Source organism: Geomonas ferrireducens (assembly GCF_004917065.1).
Classification (GTDB): domain Bacteria; phylum Desulfobacterota; class Desulfuromonadia; order Geobacterales; family Geobacteraceae; genus Geomonas; species Geomonas ferrireducens.
On sequence record NZ_SSYA01000003.1, the window covers coordinates 585,407 to 602,028 of the forward strand.

The following is a 16,622-nucleotide window of genomic DNA, read 5'->3' on the forward strand; positions in this document are numbered from 1 at the left end:
CCCGGAATAGGCGAACGAATCGTCACAACCAGGAATCATCAAGGAAGAAGCAATGACCGATGCTGTGAAACCACCGAAAAAACCGCGCGGCAAGGCGCAGCTTTTGGAGAACAAGTGCATAGCCTGCGGCGCCCGCTGCCAGAGCGCCTGTCCGGTTGACGCGATCCAGATGAACGACGCGGGCGAGCCGATCATCGACCCCTCGCGCTGTATCGGCTGTGTGAAATGCGTGAAGGTCTGCCCCGTGCAGGCGATCGAGATGGCCTTCACCCCGGAGGAGCTGCGCATCCTTCAGGAACTCGCCGCCGCTTCCGGTGGAGAGGCCGTGGAGGAGGACCCCGAGGAGGCGGCACTCAAGAAGAAGCTCGCCGCCTACCGCGGCGTCTGGGTCTTCATCGAGCAGACCGAAGGGGAGGCCGCCAAGGTCTCCTGGGAGCTCCTGGGGAAAGGAAAAGAGCTCGCCCAGGCGAGGAAAGCGCCGCTTTGCGCCGTGGTCATGGGCGACAACGTGGAGAAGCTTTGCGCCGAGGCGTTCGGCTACGGCGCCGAGACCGTCTACCTCATGGACGCGCCGGTACTGCGCCACTACCGCACCGAGGCGTACCAGAAGAGCCTCTGCGCCCTGGTGGAGAAGTACAAGCCGGAGGTGATCCTCATGGGCGCCACCGGTCTCGGGCGTGATCTCGCCGGCGTTGTCGCCACCATCCTCGCCACCGGGCTCACCGCAGACTGCACAGGCCTCTCCGTCGACGACAAGGGGAACCTGATGCAGACCCGTCCCGCGTTCGGCGGCAACATCATGGCCACCATCGTCTGCGACAAGTTCCGCCCCCAGATGTCCACGGTCAGGCCGCACGTCATGCCGATGCCGGAGTTCGACCCGCAGGCCAAAGGAGAGATCGTGCGCGAGCCGGTGCCGATCGCCGAGAATGACGTCCAGGTGAAGGTGCTCGACATCCTCATGGACGGCGGCGGCTCCAAGGTGGACATCGCCGGCGCCGAGTTCATCGTCTCGGGCGGGCGCGGCATGATGGCCAAGGAGAACTTCTCCATGCTCGAGGAACTCGCCGAGGTCCTCGGCGGCGTGGTCGGCGCTTCCAGGAGCGCGGTCGATGCCGGGTGGATGCCGCCGGACCGCCAGGTGGGTCAGACCGGTAAGACGGTGCGTCCGAAGGTGTACATCGCCTGCGGCATCTCCGGTGCCATCCAGCACCTGGTCGGGATGCAGGACTCGGACGTGGTTATCGCCATCAACCGCGACGCCGACGCCCCCATCTTCGAGGTGGCGAGCTACGGCATCGTAGGCGACCTCTTCAAGGTGATCCCCGCACTCACGCAGAAGCTGAGGACGCTGAAGGCGGCCCGTTCCGGGGCCAAGTAGCCGCAAGAGAAAAAGAACCCTGCTAGCGGCCCATAGGCCGCAAACGATACGAGGTACCACCCATGCAAACCGCCATCTTCACGACGCTTCTGGTCGCCTCGCTCCTGTTTTTCGGCTGGAGCGTCTACCGCCGCTTGTCGCTGGTCCTTCTGGGACTGCCCGAGGAGAGGTTCGACCAGCCGGGGCGCCGCCTTTCCGAGATGTTCCTCTACGCCTTCGGGCAGCTGCGCGTCATCAAGAAGCCCTTCGGCCTGAACCACTTCGTCATCTTCTGGTCCTTCGTGATCCTCGCCATCGCGAACGGCGAGTTCCTGGTGAACGGGGTCTTCCCGTCGGTGAGCCTCGCCCTTTTGCCGGAAGGGTTGCACCGGGCGCTCCTCATCGCCTTCGACGTGGTGTCGCTTCTGACCCTCTTCGCCATCGTCCTCTCCTTCGTGCGCAGGATCGTGGTGAGGCCGCCGCAGCTTGACAGCCTGTACGTTAAGGGGAGAAGTCCCGAGGCGTTCGCCATCCTCGCCTTCATCGCGCTTTTGATGCTCGCCTACTTCGGGATGCACGGCGCCATCATCGCGCAGGGTAGGGAGGCCGCCGCTTCCGCCATGCCGGTATCCACCGTGGTGGCCGCCTGGCTCACCCATGCCGGCGTCGATCTTACCCTCGTGGAGCGCGTCTCCTGGTGGGTGCACGCCCTCGTGCTGATAGCCTTCATCTGCTTCCTGCCGCTTTCCAAGCACATGCACATCCTGACCGCGATCCCCAACTGCTATTTCGGGGCGCTCGAGTGGCCCGCCACGCAGCCGCGCGAGACCTTCGAGAAGGGGGCGGTCTACGGCGTCGGTAGCGTGGAGCGCTTCACCTGGAAGGACCTCTTCGACTCCTTCTCCTGCACCGAGTGCGGCCGCTGCCAGTCCGCCTGTCCGGCCTCCATCACCGGTAAGCCGCTGAACCCGCGCCAGATCGTGCACGCCATCAAGACGAACCTTTTGGAGAACGGTCCCGCGCTTAAGGAAGGGAGAAAAGGGACGCTGCCGCTCATCGGCAACGAAGGAGAGGGGACCAACACCGAGGACGCCATCTGGTCCTGCACCACCTGCGGCGCCTGCATGGAGGCATGCCCGGTACTCATCGAGCAGATGCCTAAGATCGTCAAGATGCGCCGCCACCTGGTGGAGACCGAGTCGAAGTTCCCCGAGGAGCTTTTGAACCTCTTCGAGAACATGGAGCAGCGCTCCAACCCCTGGGGGATCGCCCCGGGCGAGCGCGCGAAGTGGGTCTCCACCCTTCCCGTGAAGCCGTTTGTCGCGGGTGAGACCGAATACCTCCTCTACGTCGGCTGCGCCGGCTCCTTCGATTCCCGCGCCAAACAGGTGACCGTGGCGCTCGCCACCGTCCTGAACGCGGCCGGGGTCTCCTGGGGGATCCTCGGCAAGGACGAGAAGTGCTGCGGCGATTCGCTGAGACGCCTCGGCAACGAGTACCTCTTCGACAAGATGGCCAAGGAGAACGCGGAGATCTTCCGCGAGCGCGGCGTCGCCAAGGTGATCACGCTCTGCCCGCACTGCCTGACCACGCTGAAAAACGATTACCGCCAGTACGGCCTCGAGCTCGAGGTGGTGCACCAGAGCGAACTGATCGCCGACCTGATCAAGAAGGGGCGCATCAAGCTCGACGGCAGCGAGAAGAGCCTCGGCAAAATCGCCTACCACGACCCATGCTACTTAGGGCGCCACAACGACATCTTCGAGGCGCCGCGCACCGTGGTCCAGGCCGTCACCGGCAGCGCACCGCAGGAGGCCGAGCGCCACGGCCGCAACTCGTTCTGCTGCGGCGCGGGCGGCGGGCGCATGTGGATGGAGGAGTTCATCGGCGACAGGGTGAACCACACCCGCGTGGACGAACTCCTGGCCGAAAAGCCGGACACCGTCTGCGTCGCCTGCCCTTACTGCATGACCATGATGGAGGACGGCCTGAAGGACCGCGGCGCCGGAGAGGTCAAGGTGCGGGACGTGGTCGAGGTGCTCGCCGAAGGGCTCTTGCACAAAAAGGGTTGATACCGTGCTCCCCCTTCCGGGATGCCCAAAAAATGGGGTGCCGGGGAGGGGGAGTGCACGCTTTGCAGGCAAAAGGAGAACCCCGCTGACCCCGCTCACCCCATGGCGCGCCGCCGTCGCGATTTTTTTCTTCCTTCTCGTCCCCCACACCTCTCCTCCGGCCGAGGCCGCCGGGAGGACGGTGACCATTGCCGCGGTCGGCGACATCATGATGGGCACCGACTACCCGACCCCGAGGCTCCCGCCGCGCGGCGGCCGGGACCTCTTCGCCGCGGCCGCGCCGTTTTTGAAGCGCGCCGACCTCGCCCTCGGAAACCTCGAGGGACCGCTCACCACGGCGCAACTCCCTGGAAAAGAGCCCCTTCCCGGGCGCCGCTACCTCTTTCGCACTCCCCCCTCGTACGTTCGCAACCTGAAAGAAGCAGGCTTCTCCATGGTCTCGCTCGCCAACAACCACGCCCGCGACTTCGGGCCGGAGGGGCTCGTCGAGACGAGGCGCGCCCTCGAGGAGGCGGGGATCCTTTTCTCCAGCAAGAAGGGAGAGGTGGCCCGCTTCGAAGTGCGCGGCGTGAAGGTCGCCGTGATCTCCCTCTCCTACGGCCCGGCGCCGCGCTCCATCGTCTTCCCGGCACAACCCCTGCAGGAGATCGCCCGCGAGGCGCGGGAGAACGACATCGTCATCCTCTCCGTCCACGCCGGCGCCGAGGGGCGCGGGGCGCTGCACGTCTCTCCCGGGATGGAGCGTTTCCTCGACGAGTCGCGCGGCGACCTGGTCGGCTTCGCCCATGACGCCATCGACCGCGGCGCCGACCTCGTGCTCGCGCACGGACCGCACGTGCCGAGGGGGCTGGAGCTTTACCGCGGCAGGCTGATCGCCTACAGCCTCGGCAACTTCGCCACCTGCGGCGGGGTGAGCGTTGCCGGGGAGAGCGGCTACGCCCCGCTCATCACCGCCGAGCTTGCCGCCGACGGCTCCTTCGTTGCCGGGAGCATCGAGTCGTTTCGGCAGTCTTTCGGCACCGGTCCGCGCCCCGACCCGAAGCGGCGCGCCCTGCGCCTGATGCGCAGGCTCTCGGCCGAGGATTTTCCGGACTCCCCCATCGTCTTCGGGGAGCGGGGAGCGCTCGGCGTAAGGCGATAAGAAGGAGTTCCCATGTTCCTCATCGTGCAGAACGATCCCAATTGTCCGGCAGGCATGCTGCACCAGGTCCTGGATGCGGCGCGCGTCCCTTTCCGCACCGTTTGCGCCTTCGCGGGGGACCCGATCCCCGACCCTGCAGGCCTAACGGCGGCGGTGGTGCTCGGGGGTGAGATGGGTGCGCACGACACGGAGCGGCACCCGCACCTCTCTCGCGTCGTCGCTTTCATGCGGGAGGCCGTCGCCGCGGGGCTGCCGCTGCTCGGCATCTGCCTCGGCGGACAGCTTCTCTCGCACGCCTGCGGCGGCACGGTGAGTTCCCCATCACCCCACGGGGAACGCGGCATACACCGCGTCGACCTCAACGCTGCGGGCGCTGCCGACCCACTCTTTGCCGGCGTAACCAATCCCTTCGTCACCTTCCAACTGCACAACGACAGCTTCACCACACCCCCCGGGGCGACTCTGCTCGCCTCTTCCCCAGCCTGCCCTGCGCAGGCCTTCCGCCTCCCCGGGCGCATCTACGGGGTGCAGTTTCACCCCGAGGTGGACCGCTCCATCGTGGACCTTTGGGACGGCTTCTTCACCCCGCGCGCCGACCACCTCTCCGGCTTCATCGCCGCAGAAGAGACCTTCAACACAGCCTCCCGTACCATCCTCGCCAATTTCGTATCACTCTCGCTCTCCCCTGCACAACCTTGAAATAGCCGACCCTTTATTGTAAAGTTCTAACGTTTGTGCTCCGGGCATCATTAAAATCGCCCCCTGCCCGGGGGCGCGGCCGTAGATCTTCCTCCGGAGCGCGACCGAGGAGGTGCCGTGAAGCTTCCAGGTCAACACTGCCTTAAGTCCAGACTGATCACACTGCTTCTCCTCGGCAACGGGATGCTCCTGCTCGGGCTCGCCGCGGGGTGCCTCTGCTACCGCCTCCTGATCCCCACCACTTTGCGCCTTCCCGGTACCGATGCGCCGCTTATACTCTTCGCCTCCTTGCAGTTCATCTTCGCGCTCTGCGGCCTGGCCGCGCTCTCAGGGCTCCTCTCCCAGCGCATAGACCGGCTCATCTCGGACCCGATCCGCCGGCTCACCGAGAAGATGGAGCTCGTCTCGGCAAGCCAGGATTACCGCGTGCGCGTCGACCCCGAGGTGGCGTCGGGGGACGAGCTCGGCCTTCTTTTCGCCTGCTTCAACAACATGCTGGCCGAGATCTCGGTGCGCGACGAGCGGCTCGCGCTGCATTCGGAGGAGCTGAAACTTGAGGTGGCCGAGCGGACCAGCGAGCTGCGCAGCGTGAACGAGCAGCTCGAGGAGAGCCTCAAAAGCGTGCGCCACGCCATGCAGTCGGCTCAGTCGGCAAGCCGCGCCAAGTCCGACTTCCTGGCCCAGATGAGCCACGAGATCAGGACCCCGATGTACGGGGTGCTCGGCATGACGGAACTCCTCCTAGGAACCGGCCTCACCAAAGAGCAGGTGCGCTACGTGGAGACGGTACGCCGCTCGGGCGAGGCGCTTCTTTCCATCATCAACAACATCCTCGATTTCTCGAAGATCGAGGCGGGGCGCATGGAGCTCGAGAACATCCCCTTCGACCTCCCGCAGCTGGCCTCCGACGCGGTGGCGATCTTCGCCGAGGACGCGGCGCGGAAAAGCCTCGAGCTATCCCTGGAGCTGGAGCCGGGGCTCCCCCGGATGTTCATCGGTGACCCCGGGAGGCTGCGCCAGGTGATGGTGAACCTCCTCGGCAACGCGGTGAAGTTCACCCCGCGGGGGTGGGTCCGCCTGACCCTCTCCCTCGCCGAGGAGCCGGCCCTCGTGCGCGTGAGCGTGGAGGATACCGGCATCGGCATCCCGACCGAGGCACGCGAGCGCATCTTCCACCAGTTCGCCCAGGGGGACGAGTCGATGACCCGCAAGTACGGCGGTACGGGCTTGGGGCTCGCCATCGCCCGGCAGCTGACCGAGCTCATGGGAGGGGCGCTCGAGGTCGAGAGTGCGCCGGGGGAAGGGGCGCGTTTCAGCTTCACGGCCCGTCTGCAGCTCCACGAGGAGTCCTCGCGCGCCGAGCGCTGCTGTGCTGCGCTGCGCGGCAAGAGGGTGCTCTTGGTGAGCGACGCCCCGCGGCTAAGCGAAGCGGTGACCGAGCAGCTTGCCTCGTGGGGGGTGGACCTGGAGAGCGTGGGAGATGCGCCCGGGGCGCTCTGCCGCCTGGTGGCCGCCCCCTTCGACCTCGCCCTGATCGATCGGGAGGTGGCGGGAAGCGGCGCACTGGAACTCGCCTGTGCCATCCGGGCCCTGCCGGAGGGGCGTTCCGTGCGTCTTCTTCTCCTCGATGAAAACGAGGAACTGGCAGGGGACCCGCGTCTTGCCGGGGTGGAGGCGAGCTGTTACCCTCGCGGCGGCGTACGCAAGGAAGGGCTTTACGGCGCAGTGGTGGCGGCGCTCGGGATGGATGAGGATGAGCGCCTTGACGCGGGATGCTGCGGGGCGACCCCGCCGCGCCTGCACCGGGTGCTCCTCGTCGAGGACAACGTGGTGAACCAGGAGGTGGGGAAGGGGATGCTGGAGAGCCTCGGGTGCCGGGTGAAGGTGGTCGAAGACGGGCTCACCGCCGTGGAAGAGGTGCAGCGCTGCAGCTACGACGTGGTCTTCATGGATTGCCAGATGCCGGTCATGGACGGGCTGGAGGCGACCCGGCGCATCAGGGAGCGCGAGGCCGAAACGGGGGGGCGGGTCCCGATCGTGGCCCTCACCGCACATGCCATGAAGGGGGACCGCGAAGCATGCCTTGAGGCCGGTGCGGACGACTACATCTCCAAGCCGTTCAGCCGCGAGCAGGTTGCCCGGGCGATTGAGCGGCTCTTGCGGGTGACGGCGCAGCCCAATGGGGAAACGCAGGAGGCCGAGGTGATCTCCCGCGACAGGATGAGCGGCGCCCTCGCCATGATCAGGACCCTGCCCGGCAATCGCGGCAAGGAGGTGCTGCGCAAGGTGGTGGACCTCTACCTCGCCAGCACGCCGGCGCTGTTAAAGACCATGCGTGAAGCGGAGTCCGGGGGGGATGCGGAGAAACTGAAGGCGGCGGCGCACAGCTTCAAGTCCTCGAGCGCCAATCTCGGCGCCTTGCGCCTGGCCGGGGTCTGCAGGGAACTGGAGCGATTGGGACGTGCCGGCTCGACCGAAGGGGCGCTTCCGCTTTTGCACCAAGCCGAGGAGGAGTATCGGCTCGTCCGCGACGCGCTCAAGGGAGGACCGCTATGCTGACCAGGAAGAGCAAGCGCGAAACACCGCTGGTCATGGTGGTGGACGACGACCAGGCGGTGCGTATGCTGGCCCGGGAGGCCCTGGAGAGTTCCGGGTTCGTCGTGCGCGACGCGGAAACCGGGGAGCAGGCGCTGGGACGAGTTCGCCCTCCACGACCCGGACATCGTGCTCTTGGACGTCATGATGCCGGGGATCGACGGCTTCTCGGTCTGCTCCGAGATCAGAAACACCGATGCCGGGCGCGACACCCCGGTGCTCATGATGACGGGGCTGGACGATCTCGCTTCCATCGATTCAGCCTACGAGGCGGGAGCGACCGACTTCATCACCAAGCCGATCAACTGGCATATCCTGGGCTACCGGGTGAGCTACATGCTGCGGGCGAGTTCCGCGCTCGAGCAGTTGAGGGAGAGCAGGGCGGGCCTTGCCCACGCACAAAGCCTCGCGCACATAGGAAGCTGGGAATGGGACCTCTCCAGCGGCGAGATACGCTGCTCCGAGGAGGTGTACAGCATCTGCTGCCTCGACCGGGAGCAAAACCGGATGAACCCGATCCTGGACCTGGTGCACCACCAGGATCGTGCCTTCGTGCAGAGCTCCCTCGAGGACGCCGTATCAAGGCGCACCCCCGTCAGTTTCGATTACCGCATCCTGATCGAAGGGGGAGAGCGCGTGCTGCACGCGGAACTGGCGACGGTTCTCGACGACGCGGGAACCGCCATCTGCCTCACCGGGACCATACAGGACATCACCGAGAGGAAGCGGGCGGAGGAGCAGATTCGGCTGCTCGCCTACTATGACGCCCTGACCGGGCTCCCCAATCGCCGATTCTTTCAGCAGCAGCTGGAACAGGCGCTCATCTACGCGAACCGCAACGACCGGATGCTTGCCGTCCTTTTCCTCGACCTGGACCGCTTCAAGCTGGTGAACGACACCCTGGGGCACGGGGTGGGGGACCGTCTGCTGCAGGACGTGGCGGACCGCCTTTTGCGCTGTGTGCGCAGAAGCGACTGCCTCGCCCGGGCCGAGCAGGATGAGTGTCCCCCTTCGCTCGTGTCGCGCCTCGGCGGTGACGAGTTCACCATCATGCTCTCGGATATCGAGCATTTCCAGGACGTGGCGAAGGTCGCCCGGCGCATCCTCGAGGCGGTCTCGGTTCCCTACTCGCTCGAGGGGCAGGAGGTCTTCGTCTCCACGAGCATCGGCATCAGCCTCTACCCCTTCGACGCCACCACGGCTAGCGACCTGATAAGGAACGCGGACGGCGCCATGTACCAGGCGAAGGAGCAGGGGAGAAACGGCTACCAGATCTACGACGAGTCCATGAGCGCGAAGGCGCTGGAGCGGATCATCCTGGAAAGCCAGCTGCACAAGGCGATCAAGGAGGGAGAGTTCGTCCTCCACTATCAGCCCCAGGTCTCCAACGCCACCGGGGAGGTGGTGGGGCTTGAGGCGCTGGTGCGCTGGAACAGCAGGGAGCTCGGCATGGTCGAGCCGTCGCGCTTTCTCCCCCTTGCCGAGGAGATCGGACTGATCATCCAGATCGACCAGATCGTCATCGCGGAGGCGTGCCGCCAGCACAAGCTCTGGATGGACGCGGGGATGAAGCCGGTGGTCATGGCGGTGAACATCTCCGGGCAGCAGTTCATGAAGAACGAACTCCTGGACGCGGTGACCGCGGTCCTCAAGGAGACCGGTCTCCCCCCCGAGTTCCTCGAGCTGGAGCTCACCGAGGGGGTGCTCATGGCCCACACCGAGCGGACCGTCCAAACCCTGCATGCGCTGAAAGGGATGGGGGTGCGCCTCGCCATCGACGACTTCGGCACCGGGTTTTCATCGCTTTCGTACCTGAAGCGCTTTCCCCTCGACGTCCTCAAGATCGATCGCGCCTTCATCAAGGACATCATCACCGAGGCGGACGATGCCGCCATCACCCTGGCCACCATCGAGATGGCCCACACCTTGAAACTCCTGGTCATCGCGGAAGGGGTGGAGACTCGGGCGCAGCTCGATTTCCTGACCGACCACGGCTGCGACATGTACCAGGGATACCTGTTCTGCAAGCCGGTCCCCCCCGAGGAGATCGCGCGCATGTTTCTCCTGTCTCTCCCCTCCGACCCTGCCTAAAAAAAAGTCATAGCTGCCGCAATAGTCACCCGCCCCGCGGCCCCGTATACGGGTGTGCGCTCAAAAAATCAATGAGAACAGCTGCTTGTGAATAACTCGTCGCGATGGCATGGCCTGTGCTAAACCGTGATCAGACACGGCACGATGGCGTGCTGGAAAAGGCTTTCCCGCCCGTTTAGGCAATGGTGCAGGTCGTGGTGGAGGGCATCATTATTGGGAAAGGGGGACTGTTTTCAAGGCTGGACCAGAAGCTGTTTATTCGACGTTGAACAAAGGCAAGGGCATCGAAGCCTTCACGGGCCTGAAAAGAGGGTGAAACCCGTTTAACCCGATTGATGCTATGTCTGCAAGCCGGCGAGCCGGCCTGCCGAATGTTCTGCAAGCATGAGTACACGCTGTGTACCGACGACGAAATCCACCGCCATCACAAAGAAGAGGAGGCAAGCGATGAAGCTGATCGAAGCAATCATCAAGCCGTTCAAGCTGGACGAGGTGAAGGACGCCCTCAACGAGATCGGGATCGAGGGGATCACCGTGAGCGAGGTAAAAGGGTACGGCCGCCAGAAGGGGCATACCGAACTGTACCGCGGCGCCGAGTACGTCGTGGACTTCATCCCCAAGGTGAAGATCGAGATCGCCGTGGCCGACGAGCTGGTCGCCAAGGCCGTAGCCACCATCGAGGAAACCGCCAAAACCGGCAGGATCGGGGACGGCAAGATCTTCATCCTCCCGCTGGAAGATGCGGTCCGCATCAGGACCGGAGAGAAGGGCGACGAGGCCGTTTAGGCCCTAGCTGACAAGACCAATCCATAACAAAACGATCAATGGAGAGTGTTATGATACGTGACATTAAAAAGGTTAAGGACGCAGCTACCCCCGCTTCCAGCTGCCTCGCGATGAAACTCGGCAAACTGGCCCTTCTGGGCAGCCTGATGCTCGTACCGGTCCTCGCGATCGCCGAGGAGAAGGCCGCCGATTCCGCCACGGCCCCGGCCGCGGCAAGCGCTGTTGCCGCCCCGGCCACGGCACCCGCAGCACCCGCCGCAACACCGGCCGCTCCCGCAGCCGCAGCCCCTGCAGCCGCCGCACCGAAAAACGTCGACCCGGTCCTCAATACCGGCGACACCGCCTGGATGCTGGTCTCCGCCGCCATGGTCCTCTTCATGACCCCCGGCCTGGCCCTTTTCTACGGCGGCATGGTGCGCCAGAAAAACGTCCTCTCCACCATGATGCACTCGCTGGTGGCCATGGGGATCGTGGGGGTGCAGTGGGCCATCATAGGTTACTCGCTCGCCTTCGGACCGGACATGGGGCACGGCCTTGTCGGTAACTTCAGCAAGGCGCTGCTTGACGGGCTGATCACCTTCAAGGACGGCAACGCGGTTTACGCGCTGTTCCAGAACGTCCCGACTGAGCCGGGCGCGATTCCCGAATACGTCTTCGCCATGTACCAGGCGATGTTCGCCATCATCACCGTGGCCCTCATCTCCGGTGCCCTCGCCGAGAGGATCAAGTTCTCCGCCTACTGCCTCTTCGTCCTCCTCTGGACCACCCTGGTCTACGACCCGCTGGCGCACTGGGTCTGGATGTCTGACGGCTGGCTCTTCAAGATGGGCGCTCTCGACTTCGCCGGCGGTACCGTCGTTCACCTCTCCTCCGGTATCTCGGCCCTGGTGGTGCTCGCCTTCCTCGGCAAACGTCACGGCTTCCCGAACGAGCGCATGGCTCCGCACAGCTTGCCGCTTACCCTGCTTGGCGTCGGCATCCTCTGGTTCGGCTGGTTCGGCTTCAACGCGGGTTCCGCCATCGTCGGTGCGGGGTGCTCCGACGCGGCAGGCGGTCTCGCCGGCCTCGCCTTCATGACCACCACCATCGCCCCGGCCGCCGCAGGCCTCACCTGGATGATCGCCGAGTGGATTCACGCCGGCAGGCCGTCGGCACTGGGCTTTGGCTCCGGCGTCGTAGCGGGCCTGGTCGTGATCACCCCCGCAGCCGGTTTCGTTCAGCCGGGTGCCGCCATTCTCATGGGCATCGCAGGCGGCCTGGTCTGCTACGGCGGCGTGATGCTGAAGGCGAAACTGAAGTACGACGACTCCCTGGACGCCTTCGGCGTACACGGCGTGGGCGGCACCACCGGCGCCATCCTGACCGGCGTCTTCGCCACGGTCGGCGCCACCGGGCTCACCTCCGGCAACATGAAGCAGTTCGTCACCCAGCTGATCGCGGTCGGTGCTGCTGCAGCATACGCGGTGGTGGTGACCTTCGTGATCGCCCTCATCCTCGATAAGACCATCGGCCTGCGCGTCGAGAAGGAAGACGAGATCATGGGCCTCGACCAGACCCAGCACTCCGAGACCGCTTACAACTAGTACCTGCCGGATTCAGCAGCAGTGATTTTGGAGGGGGGCGCAAGCCCCCCTTTTTTTGTGCCCGGACCCTCATGGAGGCGAACTTTAAACGACGTTCCCGAACCTGCAGGGGGAAGGTCAGGGGAGCCGACTCGCGGCGGGGCGGGCTTGGCACTCTGCAACTCTTTTGCACTGTCGCGCCGCCAAAAAAATGATCTAGCGTTTTGAAATACCGAGATTTCCTGTTACTGTTTTCCAGCCGTAACAGAACGATCTCGGGAGGGCGATTATGGATTCGAGGGACATGGTGCTCCGCAAGGAAGGGGACGGCAGTGGGTACTACGAGCGCTGCAGCGCCGAGGCGGGGATCGCTGGGCTTTCCTCCATCTTCAGGATGTTCAGCGAGGACGAACTGCGTCATGCGGGGGCCCTGCGCGCCCTGAGAGACGGCGGCCGGGTCGATCTGCGCCAATCGGCGACGCTTGAGGGGGCGAGAAGCATCCTGCGCCGCCTGTCCGAGGAGGAACTCGCACGCTATAGCGGCGACCTCGGGCTTTACCTGAACGCGATGCAGTTCGAGGCCCTTTCCGCACGTGCCTGCGCCGATCTCGCGCGTGAGGCGCTGCATCCCTGGGAGCGCGAGCTGTTCCAGACCATGGCCGAGGAGGACGAGATGCACTTCACCCTTCTCGAGGAGATGCGCGAACTTTTGGAGGACGGGAGGGAGGATGTCTACTGAGGGGCTGCAAGCGATGCTCGACACCGCGGTCACCGCGGCGCGCCATGCCGGCAGGCTGCAGAAGGAGCGGCTTTGGGGTGAGTTCACCTTCGACTTCAAGGGTGAGGTGGATATCGTGACCGAGGTGGACCGCGCCTGCGAGGAACTCATCGTGAGCCGGATCGCTGCCGCCTTCCCCGGCCACAGCTTCCTCGCCGAGGAGAACCTCTACGACGGCGGCGACCCCGCCTGGCGCTGGGTCATCGATCCCCTGGACGGCACCACCAACTACGCGCACGGCTTCCCCTGGTTCTGCGTCTCCATCGCCCTCGAGCACGAAGGAGAACTGGCGCTTGGGGTCATCTACCACTGCATGATGGACGAGCTCTTCACCGCGGTACGCGGCGGCGGCGCCTTCCTAAACGGCAGGCCGATCCGGGTCTCCTCGCGCAAGCCCCTGCGCCACTCCCTGATCGCGACCGGCTTTCCCTATGACGTAGCGCGCGGCAACGAGAACAACTTCAGAAACTTCTTCGAGCTGCAACTGGCCGCGCGCGGTGTGCGCCGCGCCGGGGCCGCCGCCCTCGATCTCGCCTACGTGGCCGCCGGGAGGCTCGAAGGTTACTGGGAGTGCAAGCTGAAGCCGTGGGACGTGGCGGCGGGGTCGCTTTTGGTCAGGGAGGCGGGGGGGATGGTAACGAACCACAAGGGGGAGCCGCACAGGATCGGCGACCACCGCATCCTTGCCAGTAACGGGCTCATCCACGAGGAGATCGAAGCGCTCCTGGAGCGGGCCGAACGGTCGGCGCCGCTTCTTTGAGCGGCAGTTAGATTTTGGAAAGGGCGCTCTTATGAGCGCCTTTTTTTTGCTTTGGCGCAAAGGAGTGCCGGCGCCGGTCGCTTCTTAAAATCCTGTAGGAAAAAACGTGGCGATGTTATATAGTTGTGCAGCTTTTCGCCCACCCTGACAGCCGGAGGATCCTGATGCTTAACCTGCGCAAGAAAATCCTGGTGGCCATCGACGGCTCGCCGCTCTCGGACAAGGCCGCCGAGGAGGCGGTGCGTTTCGCAGCGGGGATCCCTAGCCAGTTCAAGAGCAAGGTGTACGGGCTCCTGGTGCTCCCCAACGCGCCGCGCAACACCTTTACCGACTTCGTCCCGGCCCGCCCCATAACGGAGCAGGAGAAGTGGGGCGAGTTGAAGGAGCGCATCTTCTACGTCGTGGAGAAGATCGCGACGGAACTCGACGTGCCGCTCGAGACGGCCGTCGTCTACGGAGACCCGGCCGAGGAGTTGATCCGCTTCGCGCAGAAGGAGGAGATCGACGTGATCGTGATCGGGAGCACCGGCAAGGGGTTTTTGAAGCGAAAGCTGCTGGGGAGCGTCTCCCACAAGGTGGTGCGGGACGCGAAATGCTCGGTCTACGTGGTCAGAGGGTAGCCTTGTCGGTCTCCTGCCTGAGATAGGCGAGGATCTCCTTCAGGCTTTCGATGATGATCTGCTCCCCCTTGGGAAACTCGTGGGGGGAGAGCTCCAGGGTCAGGATGTCGTTGTACTCGGTATTGCGCAGGTGGTTCAAAAAGCGGGTGAGCGGCAGGATGCCGTGTCCCGGCAACAGGTGCTGCCTGCCGTGGCCGTAGTCCGAGAAGTGGATGTTGCGGATCCGTCCGCTGTTGTAGCAGAGGTAGAAGTCGTTGATGAAGTTGGCCCGTCCGCTCCCCATGTGGGTGCAGTCGAAGGTGAGAAAGAGGTTCCTCTCGTGCAGGAACTCGATCAGCTTCTGGGTCTCCGAAAGGATGTAACCGTTGATCCGGTACTTTCCGGTCCACGGCATGTTCTCCAGGGTGAGCGTCACCTGGTCCCCCCCCACCTCCTGCTGAAAGTCCTGCATGCGGTAAAGCCAGCGCCAGTAGGCGAACTCGCACCCCATCCATGACGGCGGGTGGAAATTCACCAGCCCTATGCCGCATTCCGCGGCGATCTCCACGCAACGTTTCAATGAGTCGACCGGACTTCCCCAGCCGTCCAGCTGCAGGAAGGGGGCATGGATGGAGAAGATCGGCATGATCTCCGCGAGTTCCCTCACCAGGCGGCGCGAGTTCACCTTCTGGAACTCCTGGTTGATCACCAGTTCCATGCCGTCGAACCCGGCCTCCCTCGCCATGGCGAACGCCTTGGGGAGCGGGAAGATGAAGAGCGTTCCTGCGGAGATGGAAATCCTCATGCCCGGTCCTATACCTGTCCCACCATGTTCTGGTAGGCGATCTTCTGCAGGTTGAGCACCGCCTCCAGCGCTTCCCTGAGCCGTGCGTCCTGTTCGGGGTCGAAATCCTCGGGGTTCGCATACCCGCCGGCCCCCTCGCTGCGGATCTCGCTTTCGATACGCAGCGTGAGCAGGCACTGCAGCGCCTTCAAGAGCCTCTCGGCGAGGTCCACGTCCATGGCGCCCCGGTACAAGAGCGCACGGATACGCTGCAAGGTCCCCCCCTCATGCACCTGGGCCTTCAGCGACAGGATGCGCACGAGCTGCACCAGCGGGGAGAGGGCGAGCCTTTCGATGTCGATCTCGCCCTGGTGTTCTCCTTGCTCGAGGCGCCAGCGCCCGAAACGGCCGAGAGCAAGCGGCAGGCTGATCACGCGCCGCGCGAGCTGGAAGAAGGGATCGCGCCCGAGTTCTTCTCTTAGCGCGAGGGCTGCCGCGCCGACCGCCTGGTCCGCGAGCGGCTCGAACCCGGTGACGTAGGCGAGGTCGGCCATGGATTCAAGGCGCCAGCGCCACTCCGGGAGCGGAGTCGCACGCTGGCGCTCTGCCGCGGCGAAGGGGGGAAGCGGAGCCGGGGAGACGGGGGGCGCTTCACCTTTGCCGTTGCCGTTTTTCAGAAGCGAGCGCCATTCTGAGAGGGAGCCGTGCCACGGGGTCTCCTGCTCGCCCAGAAGCCCCGACTGCTGTAGCGCCAGGGTGAACTGCCGGCTGAACAGGTAGAATCGCTCGGAGTCGAGCTGGTGCAGCAGGAGGTAGCGGTTCCTGCTGTAGAGGGTCTGTTCGCCGCGGGCTCTGTCGCCGGAAACGAGGAGGGCGTACACCGGCGCCGTTCCCTGTCCCAGCTCGCGCATGCGCTCTTCGGCGAGCTCCGCCGCCTTTTTCAGCACGAGGTCATGCAGGCGGCTGCAGGCGCCGCAAAGGGCGAGGGGAGAGCGGCGGCGTCGGAAGTGGGCCGCCGCGAGCTCGCGGTGGCGCTGCTGAGGCGCCACGAGTGCTGAGGCCGTTTCCGCGTGGGCGATCTCCTCCTCGACGACGGCAAGCTCCTGGTCGAGCTGTCCCTCGTAGTCGAGCTCCGCGCGCAGGGTGTCCATGAGCGTCGTAAGAAAGCTCTCGGCGGCGCGGGATGAGCTGCTCTCCCACTTGCGCTCCAGGCGCGTTTTCAGATTTTCCAGCAGCACCGTGCTGGCCCGCCAGGTGAGGATGTCCTCCCCTTTGGATCCCAACAGCATGGGCATGAGTACCCCCCGAAAGACCGTTCAACGTTCAGCGTTCAACGTTTTGAACCTCTAACTGCTTCACACCAGGAAAACCTCTGCATTCCAAGTTGCTCTTGGA

At 64.8% G+C, this 16,622-nt stretch carries 13 protein-coding genes; 11 read left to right on the forward strand and 2 right to left on the reverse strand.

Annotated elements, in window-relative coordinates:
- Positions 1–52 precede the first annotated feature (52 nt).
- The 11 genes from E8L22_RS18425 to E8L22_RS18475 all read left to right on the forward strand — a co-directional run bounded on the left by E8L22_RS18425 (position 53) and on the right by E8L22_RS18475 (position 14,464).
- Positions 53–1,381: an FAD-binding protein gene (locus E8L22_RS18425; protein WP_136526579.1), complete on the forward strand. Its 1,329-nt coding sequence runs from the start codon at positions 53–55 to the stop codon at positions 1,379–1,381.
- A gap of 62 nt (positions 1,382–1,443) precedes the next feature.
- Positions 1,444–3,432 carry a heterodisulfide reductase-related iron-sulfur binding cluster gene (locus E8L22_RS18430; RefSeq protein ID WP_136526580.1) on the forward strand — a complete coding sequence of 663 codons (1,989 nt, stop codon included), beginning with the start codon at positions 1,444–1,446 and terminating at the stop codon, positions 3,430–3,432.
- Between the two features lie 181 nt (positions 3,433–3,613).
- On the forward strand, positions 3,614–4,573 hold the full coding sequence (locus tag E8L22_RS18435) for a CapA family protein (RefSeq protein ID WP_246044775.1): 960 nt from the start codon (positions 3,614–3,616) through the stop codon (positions 4,571–4,573).
- A 12-nt stretch (positions 4,574–4,585) separates the two neighbouring features.
- Complete coding sequence (locus E8L22_RS18440; protein WP_136526581.1) at positions 4,586–5,272, forward strand: type 1 glutamine amidotransferase; 687 nt, start codon at positions 4,586–4,588, stop codon at positions 5,270–5,272.
- 117 nt (positions 5,273–5,389) lie between these two features.
- A complete protein-coding gene (locus E8L22_RS18445; protein ID WP_136526582.1) occupies positions 5,390–7,831 on the forward strand; it encodes a response regulator in 2,442 nt (813 codons plus the stop codon).
- A 165-nt stretch (positions 7,832–7,996) separates the two neighbouring features.
- The gene (locus E8L22_RS18450; protein ID WP_342793000.1) at positions 7,997–9,958 is read left to right on the forward strand and encodes a two-component system response regulator; all 1,962 of its coding nucleotides are present in this window, start codon (positions 7,997–7,999) and stop codon (positions 9,956–9,958) included.
- Positions 9,959–10,405: 447 nt separating this feature from the next.
- Positions 10,406–10,744 (forward strand): P-II family nitrogen regulator, encoded by a 339-nt coding sequence (locus E8L22_RS18455; protein WP_129127667.1) that lies wholly within the window; start codon positions 10,406–10,408, stop codon positions 10,742–10,744.
- A 50-nt stretch (positions 10,745–10,794) separates the two neighbouring features.
- Complete coding sequence (locus E8L22_RS18460; RefSeq protein ID WP_136526583.1) at positions 10,795–12,327, forward strand: ammonium transporter; 1,533 nt, start codon at positions 10,795–10,797, stop codon at positions 12,325–12,327.
- A 268-nt stretch (positions 12,328–12,595) separates the two neighbouring features.
- Positions 12,596–13,045, forward strand: coding sequence for a ferritin family protein (locus tag E8L22_RS18465; RefSeq protein WP_136526584.1), 450 nt, complete (start codon positions 12,596–12,598; stop codon positions 13,043–13,045).
- Complete coding sequence (locus E8L22_RS18470) at positions 13,035–13,844, forward strand: inositol monophosphatase family protein (protein WP_136526585.1); 810 nt, start codon at positions 13,035–13,037, stop codon at positions 13,842–13,844. The genes E8L22_RS18465 and E8L22_RS18470 overlap by 11 nt, the downstream gene beginning before the upstream one ends.
- Positions 13,845–14,008: 164 nt before the next feature.
- Positions 14,009–14,464 (forward strand): universal stress protein, encoded by a 456-nt coding sequence (locus E8L22_RS18475; protein ID WP_136526586.1) that lies wholly within the window; start codon positions 14,009–14,011, stop codon positions 14,462–14,464.
- On the opposite strand, the gene E8L22_RS18480 is transcribed toward E8L22_RS18475, so the two are convergent.
- Complete coding sequence (locus tag E8L22_RS18480; protein WP_136526587.1) at positions 14,454–15,248, reverse strand: sugar phosphate isomerase/epimerase family protein; 795 nt, start codon at positions 15,246–15,248, stop codon at positions 14,454–14,456. The two genes, E8L22_RS18475 and E8L22_RS18480, sit on opposite strands and share 11 nt — an antisense overlap.
- An 8-nt stretch (positions 15,249–15,256) precedes the next feature.
- Positions 15,257–16,522, reverse strand: coding sequence for a putative nucleotidyltransferase substrate binding domain-containing protein (locus E8L22_RS18485; RefSeq protein ID WP_136526588.1), 1,266 nt, complete (start codon positions 16,520–16,522; stop codon positions 15,257–15,259).
- Positions 16,523–16,622 lie beyond the last annotated feature (100 nt).